This is a genomic window from Lactobacillus delbrueckii subsp. delbrueckii DSM 20074 = JCM 1012, from assembly GCF_001433875.1.
GTDB lineage: Bacteria > Bacillota > Bacilli > Lactobacillales > Lactobacillaceae > Lactobacillus > Lactobacillus delbrueckii.
Map to the genome: position 1 here is coordinate 1 of NZ_AZCR01000028.1, position 17157 is coordinate 17157.

Below are 17157 nucleotides of genomic sequence, written 5' to 3' on the forward strand. Positions count from 1 at the left end.
AACACACTGGTTTGTGGATCCAGCATTCGTGGGTTCGATTCCCACATACCGCCCTAGCCGAAGGGCAGAAAAGAATAATCGTGGCGGTGTAGCCAAGTGGTAAGGCAGAGGTCTGCAAAACCTTAATCGTCGGTTCGACTCCGATCGCCGCCTTGGGCTTAACGGCCAAGTAGAATAGCATGGCGGTGTGGCGGAATTGGCAGACGCGTCAGACTCAAAATCTGGTGTCCATTACGGACGTATCGGTTCGACTCCGATCACCGCTATTCAAGTTTAATATCACGGCGGTGTGGCGGAATTGGCAGACGCGTCAGACTCAAAATCTGGTGTCCATTACGGACGTATCGGTTCGACCCCGATCACCGCTATCGCTTGAGACGACTTCCTTTTGGGAGTCGTTTTTCTTTTATCTTTATCTTTTTCCCTGCAGCAAATATCTTTTATTCTTTAGGATTTTGGTAAAGAAATTTGCACCTCTTTTGCCGATTCTCTATAATGTCTTTTAGTATGGAGGTAATGAAAGCACATGAATATCGGTTTGTTTACAGACACCTACTTCCCGCAAAACAGCGGGGTAGCGACGTCGATCAAAACCCTTAAAGAAGCTTTGGAGGCCCAGGGTCACAATGTCTTCATCTTCACGACAACTGATCCCAACGTCGACAAGGACACGGTTGAAGCCAACATCTTCCGCTTCAGCTCCGTGCCCTTCATTGGCTTCTCTGAGCGGCGGATTGCTTTCCGGGGTCTGTTTGAGGCGGTCAAGGTGGCCAAGGAGGTCAACCTGGACATCGTCCACACCCAGACCGAATTTTCCATGGGCTTAATTGGCAAGTACGTGGCCCGGCAATTGGGCATCCCGGCTATCCACACCTACCACACCATGTACGAAGACTACCTGCACTATGTCTTAAACGGCCACTTGCTCCGGCCAGTTCATGTCCAGCAGTTCACCAAGAGCTACTTGAAGAATATGGACGGGGTCATCGCGCCCAGCCAGCGGGTAGCGGATTTATTGGTCCGCTACGGGGTGGAGATCCCCATGCGGGTGATTCCTACCGGGGTTGACCTGGACGCCATCAGTGGCCCGGAGAAGGCGGATCTGCGGGAAAAACTGGGGATTGCCCCGGATGCCCAGGTGATCATCACCCTGGGCCGGGTAGCCGCGGAAAAGAAGATTGACCGCATCCTCCGGGTCATGCCAGACCTGTTGACCGAATTCCCTAAGCTGGTCTTTGTTATCGCCGGCGACGGCCCGGACGCGGATGTCTTAAAAGAGCAGGTTGAGCGCCTGACTTTGGAAGACCATGTGATTTTTGCCGGCAATATTCCCCATGACCAGGTCGCCAGCTACTATAAGATGGCCGACTTCTTCGTCTCAGCCAGCGACACGGAAACCCAGGGGCTGACTTATATCGAAGCCCTGGGCAGCGGACGCAAGTGCGTGGTTTACAAGACCGACTACACCGACCAGGTCTTCAATGACCCGGCTTACGGCTTGACTTTTGAAAGCCTGCGGCAGATGAAGGAAGAAATCGCGGCTTATTTGCGGCAGGGTCGGCAGGAGATTCCGCCCCAGCTCCTGGCAAAAAAGCTGGAAGAAATTTCCGCCAGCCACTTTGCCAGCGAGGTCTACAAGTTTTACCAGTACGCGATTGACAACTATCAAGTGAAAAAAGAGGACAGCAATGATTAGAATCAACATGTTTTCCCAGGCGGACTCAGTTGCCGGCCAAGGGGTCGGGGCAGCCTACCTGGAACTGATCCGGCTTCTCAGGACCCACCTGGTCGATGATTTCTACGTGACAATCAACAAGTACGGCAGAAGCGACTTGACCCACTACCACACCATCAATCCGACCTACTTCGCCAACAGCTTTTCACCAGCCAGAGGCCGCAAGATCGGCTATGTCCACTTTTTGCCAGATACCCTGGAAGGGTCAATCAAATTGCCAGGGGTGGCTAAAAAGGTCTTCTACCAGTACGTGATCGACTTTTACAAGCGGATGGACCAGATCGTGGTCGTCAACCCGATCTTCATCGACAAGCTGACTGAATACGGCATGGACAGAAACAAGATCCGCTACATTCCGAACTTCGTGGCCAAGAGTGAGTTCTATGAACAGACTCAGGCCAAAAAGAACGCCACCCGGCAGGAATTAGGCATCCCGCAGGACAAGTTCGTTGTCTTTGGCGACGGGCAGGTCCAGGCCAGAAAAGGGGTCGACGACTTCGCCAAGTTGGCGGAAGCCAACCCCGACTACCAGTTTATCTGGGCAGGCGGCTTTTCTTTCGGCAAAATCACGGACGGCTATGACCACTTCAAGCAGCTGGTGGAGAACCCGCCCAAGAACCTGACCTTTACCGGCATCATCGACCGGGAAAAGCTGGTTGACTACTTGAACATGGCCGACCTCTTCCTCTTGCCGTCCTTTGACGAACTCTTCCCGATGTCAGTTCTGGAAGCCTTCAGCTGCGGGACCCCGGTCTTGCTCAGAGACCTGGACCTCTACCGGGCGATCATTGACGGTTACTACCTGGCCGGAAAGGACTCTGCTGAAATGAACGAACGGCTCCGCTTCGCGGCTACCCATCCGGAAGTCCTGGCCCGCCAGCAGGAGCTTTCCCGCAAGGCCAGCCAGCAGTATTCTGAAGACCACCTGGCTGAAATCTGGCGGGACTTCTACCAGGAGCAGTACCAGCTGGGCCGGGAATTGGGGCAGATCAGCTATGAATAAGAAAAATCTGTGGGGAGTCATGATCGTCTTATTGATCAGCTCCCTTGTTTTGTACTTTGACCTCCGGGCCATGCCAATGGCGACTTTAAAGGCGGCAGCCGGGCAGATTATTCCCTGGCGCCTGGCCCTGGTCTTTTTGGCCATGGCCTTGTCCTATGTCTGTGAGGCCTTGATCCTCCGTCTTTTGGCCAAAAGGCCGGGGACAGCCAAGCGGAGCTTCTGGTCTTATCTGCGGATTCCGCTCATCCAGGCCCTTTTCAATGGGATCACCCCGATGGCCACCGGCGGGCAGCCGTCGCAATTGGCGGCCATGGTGGAAATGGGCATGGCCGGTGGCCGGGCAACTTCGATTTTGATGATGAAGTTCATCTGCTACCAGCTGGTTGTCTTATTTGCCTATTTGACGGCCTTTATCTTCGGCTTTCACTTTGTGGCCGGCAATTTCTCGGCTTTAGCTATCTTTATTTTCCTGGGCTTTGCCCTCCACGTCTTCTCCATCATCCTGCTCCTGTTAGCCATGTTTGTCCATAACTGGACGGTTAAGGCTGTTGAAAAGGTCATGAAGCTGTTGGGGCGGATTTTTGGCCAGGAAAGAGCCCAGGCTTGGGAGAAGTCGACCCTGGAGCAAGTGGAAAGCTTCTACAAGGAAAGCCAGGCCCTTAAGGCTGAGAAGAAAAAGCTCTGGGGCGTGGTCCTCTTGACGGTTGGGCAGCTCCTGTGCTACTACTCGGCTCCTTACCTGACCTTGCGGGCCTTGGGTCAACCAGTTGACTATGTTCAAGTGACCTTGATGACGATCTTGATCATCATGTTCATGGCCGTGATTCCTTTGCCTGGGGCCAGTGGCGGGGCGGAATTCAGCTTCCAGACCCTCTTTTCCAGCTTCATCAGCCAGCCGGGGGTAGTCGTTTTGGCCATGTTCTTGTGGCGGTTCGTGACCTACTTCTTCGGCATGATTCTCGGCATCTTTGGCTGGTCCTTCAAGCCGGCTAAGTTGCGGGACTGATTTTTTGAGGTGAAAGAAATGCAGAAAATCAAGGCCTTTGGGACCTGGCTGCGGACGTCGAAGAACGGCTTCTTTACTCTGGCGGTCTTCGGCTACTGGCTCAAGTGTTACCTAATATATCTGACCAAGTTTACCCTGGGGGCGACGGGCCCGTTGCAGGGCTTCCTCTTGCTCATCAACCCTATTCCGTCGGGGATGCTGATCCTGGGTCTGGGGATGCTGATGAAGGGGCGCAAGTCCTACTGGACCATGCTTGTTCTGGACTTCCTCCTGGCTACCTGGCTTTTCGCCAACATCCTTTACTACCGGGAATTCTCCAACTTCCTCTCTTTTTCCCTGCTGCAGAATTCGGGCAGCGCTTCGGAGAATTTGGGCAAAAGCATTGCCGGCATCCTCAAGGGCAGCGACTTTTTAGCCTTTGCTGACCCCTTGATCCTGCTGGGGCTTTTGCTGGGGAAGTTTTTCAAAATGGACCTCTACGCCCAGTCCTGGAAAAGGAAGGTCGCCATTGAACTGACGGCCCTGCTCTTGATGGGGGGCAACCTCCTCTTGTCCCAAAAGGACCGGTCAGGCCTGCTCACGCGGACTTTTGACAGCAACTACATCGTCAAGTATTTAGGGATCAACGAATATGCCCTTTATGACGGGATCAAGACGGCTCAGACCAACGCCCAGATGGCTAATGCCAAGGTGTCGGATTTGAGTTCTGTTAAAAAGTACCTCAAGGCCAACTACGTCCAGCCAAATTCAGCTTATACGGGTGCAGCCAAGGGGAAAAACGTCATCGTTATCCACCTGGAAAGCTTCCAGCAGTTTTTGATCGGTTACAAGTGGAAGGGCAAGGAAGTCACGCCTAACTTGAACAAGATCTACCATTCCAAGCACACTCTGGCTTTTGACAACTTCTTCAACCAGGTGGGGCAGGGGAAGACCTCTGACGCGGAACTGATGCTGGAAAACTCCCTCTTCGGGGTCCAGTCGGGGTCAGCCATGTCGACTTACGGGACCAGCAATACTTTTGAATCCATGCCGGCTATTTTGAAGCAAAAAGGCGGCTATACTTCCGCCGTTATGCACGGGGGGACGGGGTCCTTCTGGAACCGGAACAATGCCTACAAGTCTTTTGGCTATGATTATTTCGCTTCTTTGAACTACTACCAGTACCAAAACAGCTGGTACCTGGGCTACGGTTTAAAGGACAAGATCTTCTTCCAGCAGTCGGCCAAGTACATCTCTGAACTGCCCCAGCCTTTTTACTTGAAGATGATCACGGTCACCAACCACTATCCATATACCTTGGACAAGCAGAACCAGTCGATCAAGAAGACCACGACCGGGGACAACACGGTTGACGGCTACGTGCAGACGGCCCACTACCTGGACCAGGCGATCGGCGAATTCATGACCTGGCTGAAGAAGACTGGTCTGGACAAAAAGACCCTCCTGGTCTTCTACGGGGACCACTACGGGATTTCCAACAACCACAACGAGGCTATGGCCCAGCTGACCGGGAAGAAAAATTACGGGGAGTTTGACGACCAGCAGCAGCAAAGAGTGCCGCTCATGTTTTATTCAAGCAACTTAAAAGGCGGCATTAAGCATACCTACGGCGGGGAAATCGACGTGATGCCGACCCTGTTGAACTTGCTGGGGATCAAGAGCAAGGACTTGATTTTGTTTGGCCATGACCTATTAAGTAAAAAGAACCCGCAAGTGGTGGCCCAGCGGAATGGGAACTTTATTACCCCGACCTACACCAAGGTGGGGAGCAGCTACTATTACACCAAGACGGGCAAGAAGGTCACCGGCGCCAAGGAAAAGAAGGCCTGCCGCTTGATCGCCAACCAGGTTTTGACCCAGCTGACCCTGTCTGACCGGGTCGTGACCGGGAACCTGCTCCGCTTCTACCACCTCTCCTGGTTTACTCCGGTCAAGACCAGTGACTATGACTACAATAAGACTGACTCTTTAAAGAAGCTGGCAGAATCCGGTAAGAGCAAGACCAGCTTAAAGAGCCAGCTGGGCAAGAAGGACGCAAGCAGTCTTTATAAAACTGACGCGCCCGAACTGAAAAAAACTAAGACAAAGTAAGTCTATCTATGATATAATAGTAAGGTAATTGTAGGATAAATTGGAGGCAGTGCATTGTACAACTTTATTATGACGCTGTTGATCATTGTTTCAGTGCTGATCATTATTGCGACAATGATGCAACCACAGAAGCAGCAAGATGCCTTGAACGCTTTGTCAGGCGGCGCCGTCTTTAGCGGCCAGACCAAGAAGCGGGGCTTTGAAGCCTTTATGGAAAAAGTGACGTCAGTTCTACTGGTATTGTTCTTTGCTTTTTCGATTATTTTGGCAATCCTGTCTTCTAAATAATCAATTAACCTCCCGATCACTTGCTTGATGGGAGGTTTTTTTAACGAAAATACAGATGGAGAAAATAATGGCGCAAAACGAGACTGTATTGGCGGGCGTGTTGGAGATCTTCCGGCACAACCCGCAAAAGCAATTCAGCGTTGACCAGATCGAGCGGCAGGCCCGCCGGGACCGCTTGGGCAACTTTACCGACCTGGTCAAGGCCCTGGCCTACCTGGAGCAGAAAAAGCAGATCATCACTGACGGCAACGGCCGCTACCAGCTGGCCCAGGAAAATACTGAAGTCGAAGGGGTCTTCCGGGCCAACGACAAGGGCTTTGGCTTTGTCCGCTTAGATGATGAAGAAGCCGATGACGTGTTCATCAACTCTGACGCTACCAAGCTGGCTTTGGACGGGGACCGGGTCAAGGTCAAGATCACGGCCGGCGGCAACCCTTGGAACGGGAAGGGGCCGGAAGGGCAGGTTGAAGAAATACTGGAGCGCGGGACCAGCAGCATTGTCGGCGAATACACCCCTTTGGAAGACCTGCAGGCCAAGATCAGCCACTTTGCCGGCTACGTGATTTCGACCAACAAGAAGTTCAAGAAGTACCGGGTCTATGTATCTGAAAACGGCTTGATCCCACAAATGGGGGACATGGTCAAGGTATCTCTGAAGACCTATCCGACCGAAGACTTGCCAGACCAGATGACCGGGGCAGTTGTCGAAATTATCGGTAACAAGAACGACCCGGGCGTGGACATCATGTCCATCGTAGCGGAACACGACATCCGGACTGAATGGCCAGAAGACGCCTTAGAGCAGGCCAATGCCATCCCGGACCACGTAACTGAAGAAGAGAGGCATGAAGCAGGCCGGCGGGACATCACCGACCAGCCAGCCGTTACGATCGACGGGGATGACTCCAAGGACTTTGACGACGCGGTCGTTTTGTGGAAGCTGGACAACGGCAACTACCACCTGGGCGTCCACATCGCTGACGTGGCCCACTATGTTAAAGAAGGAACGCCTTTGGACCGGGAAGCTTTTGCCCGGGGCAACAGTACCTACTTGGTCGACCGGGTTATTCCAATGCTGCCGTTCAGACTGTCCAACGGGATCTGTTCCTTGAACGAAGGCGTTGACCGTTTGGTTCTGTCCTGTGACATGGAAATCACCCCGGAAGGTGAGCGGGTATCTTACGACATCTACCCGGCCTTGATGCGGTCCCACGGCCGTTTGACCTACAACAAGGTCAACCAGGCCTTGCGCGCTGACGTGCCGGACAGCGACTTGGAAGACAAGTATGTTAAGGTGCGGCCAATGCTCAAGGACATGGCAGCTCTGCATGAAGCCCTGTACAACCAGCGCCACGCCCGGGGGGCCATCGACTTTGAAGAACCGGAAGCCAAGATCATCGTGGATGAGAAGGGCAAGCCGGTGGACATCGTCCTGCACAGCCGGGGGACAGCCGAAAAGATGATCGAATCCTTCATGCTTTTGGCCAATGAAACTGTGGCAGAAGCCTACTACAGAAAAAAAGTGCCTTTCCTTTACCGGGTGCACGAAACGCCAGAAGCTGACCGGATCACCAGATTTTTTGAATTCTGCAGTGCCTTCGGCTTGAACGTCAAGGCAGATCCAAACGACATCGAGCCGCTGGACTTGCAGAAGGTGGTTACCAAGACTTTGGGCACGCCGGAAGAAGCGGTTCTCCAGATGATGCTACTGCGGAGCTTGAAGCAGGCCCACTACTCAGAAGATCCGCTGGGCCACTTCGGGATCGCGGCCAAGTACTACACCCACTTTACTTCACCAATCCGCCGGTATTCAGACACCATGGCCCACCGGATGATCCACGCCTACCTGGAAGAAGGAATGGGGGATGAGGTCAAGGAGCACTTTAAGGAAGAACTGCCGGAAGTAGCTGATCAGACTTCAATGCAAGAGCGGCGGTCAATCGATACGGAACGGGCAACCAACGACTTGAAGATGACCGAATACATGGCTGACCAGGTCGGCAACAAGTTTGAAGCGGTTATTTCATCAGTAACCAGCTTTGGGATGTTCGTGCAGTTGGAGAACACGGTGGAAGGTTTGATCCACATCTCCAACTTGAAGGACGACTACTACTCATACGATGAAAAGACCATGACATTGACCGGCCGGGCAACCCACAAGAAGTATAAGGTTGGGATGCCGATCAAGGTTGTCTTGACCAATGCGAATGTTGAGCAGCACCAGCTGGACTTTGAAGTTTACGATCCAGATGCCAAAAAGCGGCCCCACAATGACCGCGGGATGGGCAGAAGAAGCGGGGACCGGAACTTCAAGGGCCGGAGCAATTACGGCGGCCGCGACAAGACCGGTGACCGGCGTCACAAGCCAAGCCGCAACAACCGCGGCCAGCGGCTGGGGCAAAGTGAAAGAGGCAACCGCCGGCGGCCAAACCGTTAATATGTAAGCGGGAGGATTTTTTATGAAACAAAAAGCCAAGGATGAAAATGTCCTCGCGCAGAATCGGCAAGCCCGGCATGATTATTTCATCAAGGATACTTATGAAGCCGGGATTGCTTTGACGGGGACGGAGATCAAGTCAGTCAGAGCACGGCACGTGACCTTGCGTGACGGCTACGTGCAGATCATCAACGGGTCGGCCTTCCTGGAAAATGTTCATATCGATGAATATAAGGAAGGCAACCGCTACAACCATGACCCGCTGAGAAGCCGCAGACTGCTTTTGCACAAGAAGGAAATCGCCAAACTGGCTGATGTGAAGGCCCAAAAGGGGATGACCATCGTGCCGCTCAAGGTCTACTTGAAGCACGGCTTTGCCAAGGTTTTGATTGGCGTAGCGCAGGGTAAGAAGGAATACGACAAGCGCGAAACGATCAAGAAGCGCGACCAGGACCGGGAACTGCGCAGAAAATACAGAATTTAAGGAATCCGCCGGAAGGCGGATTTTTTGTATTCGCGTATACTTATCTACATATTACGCTTTCCAAAAAAGCCCTTGCAAAGGCCGGTATTAGTTGCAGAATAAGTGTAAGCAAAAAATTCATTCAGAGTAATAGAAAGAGGATAGACAATGGGTTTTTGAATCATGCTTTTGTCCGGACTGATCGGCCTGGGCTTGGTAATTTTTGGTGTTGAAAAGGAGCTGCCAAAGGGGCAGAAAATTGCTTTTTGGTTGATCGGCGCTACTCTGTTGGTCTTCGCTGTTGCCTTGGCTCTGCCAAATGGCCTGCAGCTTTAGTTAATTAAATTAAGTCAATCTCGAGGTACTGGCAAGACCAGTGCCTTTTTTCTTTGCAAAAATTAGTCTAGACAGCTTTCCGAAATGTTTTTCACCCTTGCGAAATACTTTTCACAATCTGAAATATGATTCTTTGTTTTTGTAAGCTCTTTACATATCTGGAAGCGGTGCCATAATAAGAGTGTAAGCAAGCTTACGGGAGGTCGGGGCGCCTGAAAGGCCTCATGTGATGAAACAATGTCTTTTGTAAGGAGCAATTGATTTATGTCAGACAAGAAATTTTCAGTAGTTATTGCCGGCGGTGGCAGCACCTTCACCCCTGGATTTGTTATCAGTCTCTGTGCCAATCAAGATAAGCTTCCCCTGCGGAAACTGAAACTGTACGACATTGATGCTGACCGGCAAAAGAAGATCGGTGACGCCTGCGCCATCATCGTCAAGGAAAAGGCACCGCAAGTCGAATTTGAATATACGACTGACCCGGAAGAAGCCTTCACTGACGTTGACTTCGTCTTGGGCTCAATCAGAGTCGGCAAGTACGAAATGCGCAGCCAGGATGAAAAGATTCCTTTGAAGTATGGGGTCAACGGCCAGGAAACTACCGGCCCTGGAGGCATGGCCTACGGTTTGCGGTCAATCCCGGCCATCATTGAAATCATCGACTTCATGGAAAAGTACTCGCCAAACGCTTGGATGGTCAACTACTCCAACACGATCGCGATTGTTTCTGAAGCCTGCCGGCGCTTCCGCCCGAATGCCAAGGTTGTCAACATCTGCGACATGCCAATCGATGACATGGGCAGAATGGCGGCCATTGCCGGGCTCAAGAGCTTCAAGGACCTCGACTTTACCTACTACGGTCTGAACCACTTTGGCTGGTGGAAGAGCGTTACCAACAAGAAGACCGGGGAAGACCTAATGCCGCTTTTGAAAGAATATGTCAAGAAGAACGGCTACTACGTGGGCGGAGACTTCGACAAGGAAACCGAAGCCAGCTGGGTCGCAACTTTCAAGAAGGTTGCTGACTGCTACGCTTTGGACCCGACGACTCTGCCAAACAACTACATGCAGTACTACTACTTCCCGCAATACGAAGTGGAAAACGCCAACCCGCACTACACCAGAACCGATGAAATCCTGGAATACCGGCAAAAGATAGTCTTCGGTGAATGCGCCCGGATCGTCAAGGAAGGCACGGCCAAGGGCAACCTTTGGGAAAGCGAAGTGCACTCCAACTACATCATTGACATCTGCCACGCGATCGCCTTCAACACCCACGAGAAGTACCTGGCCAATATTCCGAACAACGGGGCCATCTGCAACTTCCCAGACGATGCTATCGTTGAAGTGCCTTGCCTCTTTGGCTCAAACGGCGTGCAGCCGCTGGTAGTCGGTGAAGCCGGCCGCTTCCAACTGGGTCTGATGATGGAACAAGTAACCTGCGAAAAGCTGGTTGTCGATGCTTATGAGCAAAAGTCCTACATCAAGATGCTGCAGGCCTTTGCCTTGAACAAGACTGTTCCAGACGCTAGCGTGGCCAAGAAGATCCTGGACGACATGATGGTCGTCAACAAGCCTTACTGGCCGGATTTGAAGTAGTTAGAATGAATTGAAATAAAAAGAAGCAAGGAGGAAGATTGCTTATGATGCAGAAACTACAGAAATTCGGGGCGGCGATGTTCGTGCCTGTCCTGCTTTTCTCTTTCGCCGGTATCGTGGTTGCCTTAACCAGCCTGTTCAACAACTCGTTGATCTTTGGCTCACTGGCAAACACCAATACCTTATGGTACGGTCTGTGGGACACCGTTCAACAAGGTGGCTGGACCGTCTTTAACCAAGTTGACATGCTCTTCGTGGTCGGCCTGCCAATCGGGCTGGCTAAGAAGGCCCACGGGCGGGCAGCCATGGAAGCCATCGTTACCTACTGGACTTTCAACTACTTTATCGCTGGTTTCCTGACCCACTGGGGTGCCTTCTTCGGCCTTAAGGACTACGTTAATACCCAGATCGTGGCCAACTCAGCCAACAATGGTTTGACCATGATTGCCGGGATCAAGACCCTGGACACCAGTATCGTTGGTTCCCTGGTCATCGCCGGTATCGTGGTTTGGCTGCACAACCGCTACTTTGACAAGAAATTGCCGGACTTCCTGGGTACCTTCCAGGGTTCAGCCTTCGTTGTCATCTTAGGCTTCGTGGCCATGTTCCCAGTTGCCTTCCTGACCTGCCTTATCTGGCCAAGGGTACAAATGGGCATTACTGGTTTGCAGGAATTCATGGCATCCAGCGGCTTGATCGGGGTTTGGATCTTCAACTTCTTGAACCGGGTCCTGATTCCAACTGGCTTGCACCACTTGGTTTACATTCCGTTCCAATACGGCCCGGCCGTCGTTGCCGGGGGCTTGCAACCATGGTGGCTCAAGCACTTGACTGAATTTGCCGAAAGCACTAAGAGCCTGAAGAGCCTGGCTCCAAACATGGGCTTCATGCTTTACGGGAATGAAAAAGTCTTCCTTGTGCCAGCCATCTGCCTGGCCTTCTACCACACTGCCAAGAAGGGCAAGAAGAAGCAGACTTCAGCCTTGCTTTTGCCAGCTGCTTTGACTTCATTCCTGGCCGGGATTACTGAACCTGTTGACTTTACCTACCTCTTCGCGGCTCCAATCCTCTGGGTTGTCTACTCAGTTCTGGCCGCAACCATGAACACCACCATGTACATCTTCGGCGTTGTCGGCCAAATGACTGACGGGGCCATCGGGATTGCTTCCATGGACTGGCTACCGCTGTGGGCTAACCACTGGCACACCTACATGGCCCAATTCATCATTGGTCTGATCTATGCCGTGATCATCTACTTCATCTTCCGCTTTATGATCGTCAAGTTCAACTACGCTACTCCAGGCCGGGAAGCTGACGACCAGGAAGTCAAGCTGATGAACAAGAAGCAATACAAGGAAGCCAAGGCTGCTGAACAAGCTGCTGAAGCTGCCGGGCAAAACTCCTCTGACCCATACATCGCGAGAGCTACGGCTTACACGACCCTCTTGGGCGGACCGGAAAACATTGCTGAAATTACTTCCTGCGCAACCCGTTTGCGGGTAACTGTCAAGGATCCTAACAAGGTCGGCGCCGACGCTGCCTTCAGAAAGAACCAGGCAGTCGGGGTTGTCCGTCACGGTTCAGCCATCCAGATTATCGTTGGTCTGGACGTTGCCCAAGTTCTGGAAAGAATTGAAGATATTATTGCCGACAGCGGCAACACCGTTGCCAAGACCGAAGCCGACCCTGATGAAGAAAAGGCCACCGGCTACCTGGACCTGCTGGGCGGTAGAAGCAATATTAAAGAACTGACTTCCTGCTCAACCAGAGTAAGAGTCCACGTCTTTGACACTAAGAAGGTTGCCGGCGACGACGACTTTAAGAAGTTCGGGGCCAGCGCCGTTGAAAGACGGGATGACCAGGAAATCGACATCGTGGTCGGCCTGGAAGCTGAACGGGTTGTCGACAAGATGAAGGAAATTATGTAAGTTTTTAAATTGGTCTAAGCCCATAAAAGTGCTATTCTGTTAACTAGGTGAAAACGTCAACAAGTTAGCAAGAGGAGACTTTTATGGCAGGACTAAAAGCACGAATCGTGGAAAAATCAAGTTATCTGAATCCATCGGATAAGAAGATCTTGAATTACTTGCTGAACAATGCTGCTGAATGCAGCGAACTCAGTCTGGCGAAATTGGCCAAGAAGCTTTATGTTTCAGAATCGGCCATTTTTCGCTTATGCAAAAAGATCGGTCTAAGTGGCTACAGCGAATTGAAATACGAGCTGGCAGATTTTTCCAAGGGGGAGAAGCGGATGGTTAAGCAGCAAGATACCTTCGCCGAGCGCCTGGTCGAGAATCTGCGCTCAGAGCTCAGCTATTTCAGGACACTGGATTTTGAAAGCTTTTATTCGACCTTAAACCAGACAGAAAATATCTACATTTACACCACCGGCTGGCAGCAGGCGTCTATCGCCAGCTATCTCTCCAACCAGCTCCTGGTGAATGTGGGCAAGCCGACGGTTGTCATGCCATCAGCGATTAGTGAATTGAAGATGTCGAAGAATTGGCTGCAAGACCATGACCAATTGATTGTGATTTCCTTTTCCGGGGAAGATCCTGACTTGTGCCAGCTCCTGGATGAGCTGCACCTGCTCAATGAGCATTTGACGATTACTTCGCTGACGACCATCAAGGAGAGCCGGCTGGCCAGTCTGTCTGACTACAGTCTCTTTTTCCAGCCAAGTCTCTTCCATGAGAGCAACAGCACCAAGAACTGGGCTTTTAGTCCGGCTTACACAATGATTGATTTATTGATTAACGGCTACTGCGAGTGGCTGAGAAAAGAGGATGAATAATGCAGGAGAAAGCTTTGAATTGGCTAGACAGGTTGACTAAGTCCGCCCGTCTGACGCCGAAAAGAATTTTAAAGATCTACACCTTCGTCCTCTTTTTTGCCCCGCTAGCCTACCTGCTGCTCTTGCAGCTGCGGGCCGGGGCGGCCAAGCAGACGATCACTGACTTCATCGCGGCCAGTCCCGCGACCACGGTGTCAATTATCGTGGCGGCCGGTGACTTTCTGTTGGGTTACCTCTGCTGGATCGACGGCGGGGCCCTCTTGGCCGACCGGCGCCAGTACATGAAGTTCATGAAGCTGCAGCTGTGGACCCAGCTGATCGTTGGCAACTGGTTCTGTCTCCTCTTCGCTATTTTTGCTCTGCGGCGGGGAGAGGATTTACCTGAAGAGAGCAAGGTAAAGCCGAGCCAGCTGCTGTCCTTGACCTACTTGATTGCTTCTTTATTCGTAATTTGTTTTGTGTTCTATGTAGTTCTCGCCTTTAGAGCGGTGAAAGGTTGATATTCATGTTTAATTTCTTTAAAAAGTCCAAGTCAAAAGGCAATGAAGTCAAGGCGCCCATCAAGGGCAATCTGATTCCCCTGTCCGAAGTCAGCGATGACGTCTTCTCCCAAAAGATGTTGGGCGACGGTTTTGCCGTTAAGCCGACCGGCCAGGAAGTAGTTGCCCCGGTTTCCGGGACCATTACCACCCTGTTCCCGACCAAGCACGCTATTGGCATCAAGACGGCCGAAGGGTTGGAAGTCTTGATCCACTTGGGGATCGACACGGTGGAACTGAAGGGGGAACCCTTCAAGCTCTTCGTTGAGCAAGGCGATTCAGTCAAGGCTGGCGACAAGCTGGCGGAAATGGACATTGCCGACGTGGCTGACCACGGCCTAGACAACACGGTCATGGTGGTGTACACCAACATGGACCTGCTTAAAGAAGTCAAGGATGTCGACCCGCGCCCTGTAGAGGCGGGCGACGACGCGCAGGAAATTGCCTTTAACTAAAGCGCGTGATGATTTTTACCATTTTTAACATTACTCTTTAATCCAAAACTTTTACTTTATACTTTTACTCCTCTATTTTAAAAAACTTTCTTTACTAACTCACAAATCGCCAGACTGCTCCGGGACCTTTCCCGGGGCAGTTTTTTGTATGAAAAAAGCAGCCTTGCGGCTGCTTAGGCGAGGCTTTTAGCCATCATTTGGTGGGGGATGCCGGCTTCCATGAAGACGGGGCCGACATCGTGGTAGCCATTGGCCAGGTAGAAGTCCCGGGCACTGGCTTGGGCGTGCAGATAAAGTTCTTTGGTTAAGTTATTTGCCAAAACGTAGTTTTCAATGGCGCCTAACAGCTGGCTGGCAATCCCGCGGTGGCGGGCAGTCTTTTGCACGGCGACCCGGCCGATGTAGAAGCGGCCTTCTTCGCTGAAGAAGCGGGCGGCCGCCAGGGCATTGCTTTGGTCTTCATTTAAAAGAAAGACATGGTAGGCGGAAAGGTCCTGGTCGTCCAGTTCAGGAACCGTGATTTCCTGCTCGGCAACGAAAACGTCATCGCGGATTCTGGACAGGCAGAAGACCTCCCGGGCAGAGAGCTCGTTAAAATGTTTGACTTGAATTTCTTTGCTGAAGTCGTTTTTCTGACGCTTTTTCACGGTTGACAGGATCCTTTCCATAACTAGTTGATTATGTTTAGTCAGTGTAGCAGGCTAGAATGATTTGTCAAATTACTGGCTTATTTTCTGAAGTTTTCAGATATTTTTCTGGTGATTTGCGATCTTTTAAAAAATCGCATATTTCTCCTTTCGTCCTCTATAACCACTATTTCTTGTGTGCTATAAATAGACGTGATACTAAATCTTGTAGATAACTAGTTGAGGTGAGTCATGTCAGAGTTAGCAATTACTGATTTGCACGTAGAAATTGCCGGCAAGGAGATTCTCAAAGTGGTTAACTTGCAGCTGAAAACCGGGGAGATCCATGCCATTATGGGACCAAATGGGACGGAGAAGTCGACTCTTTGACCCGGCCCTTGCAAAAGAGGGCAGCTTTTTCCATTGAAGCTGGGGCAGAATTTTGGGCAAAAGGCTGCGTCGTCTGCGACTGGGAGACGGTTTTAGCTGAGCACGGAGACCTGCTGGAAAAGCACTTTGGCCGGACGGCTAATTTTAAGGAAAACCGCCTTTTAGGAGAAAACGTGGCCAAGATGGAGCAGGGGCTCTTTGTCTATGTGCCAGACAATGTGGCCTTGGCAGAGCCCTTGACTGTAACTTATTTGCAAGACAGCCAAAAGCAAGAGGACTTTGCCTTGCACGTCTTGCTCGTGGCCGGGAAAAACGCGGCTTTTTCCTATTTTGAAAAAGTGGCCAGCCGAGGAGACAAGGAAGCAACAGCCAACCTGGTGGTGGAGATCTGCGCCTTAGCCGGCTCCCGGGTTAAGTATGCCGCTATCGACCGCTTGGGCAAAAAACGACCGCCTACTTAAAGCGGGTAGCCTGGGTCGGCCGGGACGCCAAGGTGGATTGGGCCATGGGGATGCTGAGCGACGGGAAAATTCTGGCTGACTATGACTCTGACCTTTACGGGCAGGGAGCCAGAGCCGGGATGAATGTGATCGCCATTACTATCGGCGACAAGCATGACGACCATGATGACGATGGTGATCACGGGCACGGCACAAAAAAGGAAGATGCTGGCCGGGGCGTCGATTTTGACCAAGACGGCAAACAGGGTCAAGGGAGCCAGAAAGGCATAGGCGAATTGGCTGAGGTAGCGGCTGGAAGAGCCCAGCTGCTTGATAAGACGGGTTTTGATCATGGAAGTTGGATCAGCCTTTCTAAAAAAACAAAAACAATAGTCCAAAATGGAATATAGGACATAAGGAACACAAGAAAAATTATGTGAAAAATGAAAAGGATTTGATAACTGTACCAGGGAAGAAAAAGTGAGGGAAAGGGCTGCCAACAGCCAAATAGCACGGCGACTTTATTTTCAAAGCTCTTTTTATAAGCTATACAGACAAGTAGAGAAAGGCAAAAGAGGAGATAAAAGAGCAGATAAAAAACCAAAAACAAAATTATTTTTCCCGGCAAAAAGGGCAAAAAACGAACGAGGAATTCATTGAAGAATTAAAAAGAAAGATAAAGCAGAATAAGAGAAGCAGAAGCGGCAAGGCAAAATATTACAACTCTGCCGGCTGTACCCATGATAAAGCGAATGAAAAGGCTGATTTGACCTTTCAAAAATAATGAGTATACTAATATTTGTTGTTGCGGCGAAGAAGGAATTCGCCGGAGACACGAAAAATAAAATATCAAAAACTTGTTGACAAGAAGTCAACAAGCGAGTAAGATATAAAACGTTGCGTCACTAAGACGCAAGTTGGTACTTTGAAAACTGAACAAAGTTTCGCAGTGTGC

16 protein-coding genes, 3 tRNA genes and 1 pseudogene are annotated in these 17157 nt (G+C 51.2%); 18 read left to right on the plus strand and 2 right to left on the minus strand.

From position 1 onward, the window contains the following. Positions 1 to 82 precede the first annotated feature (82 nt). From FD23_RS05175 to FD23_RS05245, 16 genes are all read left to right on the plus strand, one after another. Positions 83 to 153 (plus strand) — tRNA-Cys (locus tag FD23_RS05175). A gap of 28 nt (positions 154 to 181) precedes the next feature. Further along, positions 182 to 266: transfer RNA gene (locus tag FD23_RS05180), tRNA-Leu, on the plus strand. 17 nt (positions 267 to 283) lie between these two features. After that, positions 284 to 368: transfer RNA gene (locus tag FD23_RS05185), tRNA-Leu, on the plus strand. Positions 369 to 526: 158 nt separating this feature from the next. After that, positions 527 to 1696 carry a glycosyltransferase family 4 protein gene (locus tag FD23_RS05190; RefSeq protein ID WP_025895923.1) on the plus strand — a complete coding sequence of 390 codons (1170 nt, stop codon included), beginning with the start codon at positions 527 to 529 and terminating at the stop codon, positions 1694 to 1696. Further along, the gene (locus FD23_RS05195) at positions 1689 to 2738 is read left to right on the plus strand and encodes a glycosyltransferase family 4 protein (protein ID WP_025895922.1); all 1050 of its coding nucleotides are present in this window, start codon (positions 1689 to 1691) and stop codon (positions 2736 to 2738) included. Before FD23_RS05190 ends, FD23_RS05195 begins: the two co-directional genes overlap by 8 nt. Then, on the plus strand, positions 2731 to 3744 hold the full coding sequence (locus tag FD23_RS05200; protein ID WP_025895920.1) for a lysylphosphatidylglycerol synthase transmembrane domain-containing protein: 1014 nt from the start codon (positions 2731 to 2733) through the stop codon (positions 3742 to 3744). Before FD23_RS05195 ends, FD23_RS05200 begins: the two co-directional genes overlap by 8 nt. A gap of 18 nt (positions 3745 to 3762) precedes the next feature. Continuing rightward, entirely contained in the window at positions 3763 to 5835 is a 2073-nt protein-coding gene (locus tag FD23_RS05205) for an LTA synthase family protein (protein ID WP_052933757.1), read from the plus strand. Positions 5836 to 5889: 54 nt separating this feature from the next. Then, positions 5890 to 6123 carry a preprotein translocase subunit SecG gene (gene secG / locus FD23_RS05210; protein ID WP_002876914.1) on the plus strand — a complete coding sequence of 78 codons (234 nt, stop codon included), beginning with the start codon at positions 5890 to 5892 and terminating at the stop codon, positions 6121 to 6123. Positions 6124 to 6190: 67 nt separating this feature from the next. Beyond that, positions 6191 to 8560, plus strand: coding sequence for a ribonuclease R (rnr, locus tag FD23_RS05215; protein ID WP_025895917.1), 2370 nt, complete (start codon positions 6191 to 6193; stop codon positions 8558 to 8560). Between the two features lie 22 nt (positions 8561 to 8582). Further along, a complete protein-coding gene (gene smpB, locus FD23_RS05220) occupies positions 8583 to 9044 on the plus strand; it encodes an SsrA-binding protein SmpB (RefSeq protein WP_003611142.1) in 462 nt (153 codons plus the stop codon). A gap of 162 nt (positions 9045 to 9206) precedes the next feature. Then, positions 9207 to 9359 (plus strand): hypothetical protein, encoded by a 153-nt coding sequence (locus FD23_RS09905; protein WP_164477170.1) that lies wholly within the window; start codon positions 9207 to 9209, stop codon positions 9357 to 9359. A 264-nt stretch (positions 9360 to 9623) separates the two neighbouring features. Beyond that, the gene (locus FD23_RS05225; protein WP_013440102.1) at positions 9624 to 10958 is read left to right on the plus strand and encodes a family 4 glycosyl hydrolase; all 1335 of its coding nucleotides are present in this window, start codon (positions 9624 to 9626) and stop codon (positions 10956 to 10958) included. Between the two features lie 44 nt (positions 10959 to 11002). Then, the gene (locus FD23_RS05230) at positions 11003 to 12886 is read left to right on the plus strand and encodes a PTS sugar transporter subunit IIBC (protein WP_025895914.1); all 1884 of its coding nucleotides are present in this window, start codon (positions 11003 to 11005) and stop codon (positions 12884 to 12886) included. 83 nt (positions 12887 to 12969) lie between these two features. Next, positions 12970 to 13752, plus strand: coding sequence for a MurR/RpiR family transcriptional regulator (locus FD23_RS05235; RefSeq protein ID WP_025895912.1), 783 nt, complete (start codon positions 12970 to 12972; stop codon positions 13750 to 13752). Beyond that, positions 13752 to 14252 (plus strand): hypothetical protein, encoded by a 501-nt coding sequence (locus FD23_RS05240; RefSeq protein WP_025895911.1) that lies wholly within the window; start codon positions 13752 to 13754, stop codon positions 14250 to 14252. The genes FD23_RS05235 and FD23_RS05240 overlap by 1 nt, the downstream gene beginning before the upstream one ends. Positions 14253 to 14257: 5 nt before the next feature. Further along, entirely contained in the window at positions 14258 to 14746 is a 489-nt protein-coding gene (locus FD23_RS05245) for a PTS sugar transporter subunit IIA (RefSeq protein ID WP_002876925.1), read from the plus strand. A 173-nt stretch (positions 14747 to 14919) separates the two neighbouring features. Here the strand turns inward: FD23_RS05245 and FD23_RS05250 are convergent, their stop codons facing one another. After that, entirely contained in the window at positions 14920 to 15414 is a 495-nt protein-coding gene (locus tag FD23_RS05250) for a GNAT family N-acetyltransferase (RefSeq protein WP_003611154.1), read from the minus strand. Positions 15415 to 15624: 210 nt separating this feature from the next. On the opposite strand from FD23_RS05250, the pseudogene FD23_RS09330 reads away from it, so the two are divergent. Further along, positions 15625 to 15759, plus strand: a pseudogene (locus tag FD23_RS09330) (ABC transporter ATP-binding protein); the annotation flags it as partial. Next, complete coding sequence (locus tag FD23_RS05255) at positions 15759 to 16223, plus strand: SufD family Fe-S cluster assembly protein (RefSeq protein ID WP_230844895.1); 465 nt, start codon at positions 15759 to 15761, stop codon at positions 16221 to 16223. The pseudogene FD23_RS09330 and the gene FD23_RS05255, both read left to right, overlap by 1 nt. On the opposite strand, the gene FD23_RS10970 is transcribed toward FD23_RS05255, so the two are convergent. Beyond that, positions 16220 to 16555 carry a hypothetical protein gene (locus FD23_RS10970; RefSeq protein ID WP_311317948.1) on the minus strand — a complete coding sequence of 112 codons (336 nt, stop codon included), beginning with the start codon at positions 16553 to 16555 and terminating at the stop codon, positions 16220 to 16222. The genes FD23_RS05255 and FD23_RS10970 overlap by 4 nt on opposite strands. Positions 16556 to 17157 lie beyond the last annotated feature (602 nt).

Bases quoted from the DNA above. Each gene is read 5' to 3' on its own strand.
- smpB (WP_003611142.1), top strand. From the start codon at position 8,583: ATGAAACAAAAAGCCAAGGATGAAAATGTCCTCGCGCAGAATCGGCAA.
- FD23_RS05205 (WP_052933757.1), top strand. From the start codon at position 3,763: ATGCAGAAAATCAAGGCCTTTGGGACCTGGCTGCGGACGTCGAAGAAC.
- FD23_RS05200 (WP_025895920.1), top strand. From the start codon at position 2,731: ATGAATAAGAAAAATCTGTGGGGAGTCATGATCGTCTTATTGATCAGC.
- FD23_RS10970 (WP_311317948.1), bottom strand. From the start codon at position 16,555: ATGATCAAAACCCGTCTTATCAAGCAGCTGGGCTCTTCCAGCCGCTAC.
- FD23_RS05230 (WP_025895914.1), top strand. From the start codon at position 11,003: ATGATGCAGAAACTACAGAAATTCGGGGCGGCGATGTTCGTGCCTGTC.
- FD23_RS05235 (WP_025895912.1), top strand. From the start codon at position 12,970: ATGGCAGGACTAAAAGCACGAATCGTGGAAAAATCAAGTTATCTGAAT.
- FD23_RS05190 (WP_025895923.1), top strand. From the start codon at position 527: ATGAATATCGGTTTGTTTACAGACACCTACTTCCCGCAAAACAGCGGG.
- FD23_RS05195 (WP_025895922.1), top strand. From the start codon at position 1,689: ATGATTAGAATCAACATGTTTTCCCAGGCGGACTCAGTTGCCGGCCAA.
- rnr (WP_025895917.1), top strand. From the start codon at position 6,191: ATGGCGCAAAACGAGACTGTATTGGCGGGCGTGTTGGAGATCTTCCGG.
- FD23_RS05240 (WP_025895911.1), top strand. From the start codon at position 13,752: ATGCAGGAGAAAGCTTTGAATTGGCTAGACAGGTTGACTAAGTCCGCC.
- FD23_RS05250 (WP_003611154.1), bottom strand. From the start codon at position 15,414: ATGGAAAGGATCCTGTCAACCGTGAAAAAGCGTCAGAAAAACGACTTC.
- FD23_RS05245 (WP_002876925.1), top strand. From the start codon at position 14,258: ATGTTTAATTTCTTTAAAAAGTCCAAGTCAAAAGGCAATGAAGTCAAG.
- FD23_RS09905 (WP_164477170.1), top strand. From the start codon at position 9,207: ATGCTTTTGTCCGGACTGATCGGCCTGGGCTTGGTAATTTTTGGTGTT.
- FD23_RS05225 (WP_013440102.1), top strand. From the start codon at position 9,624: ATGTCAGACAAGAAATTTTCAGTAGTTATTGCCGGCGGTGGCAGCACC.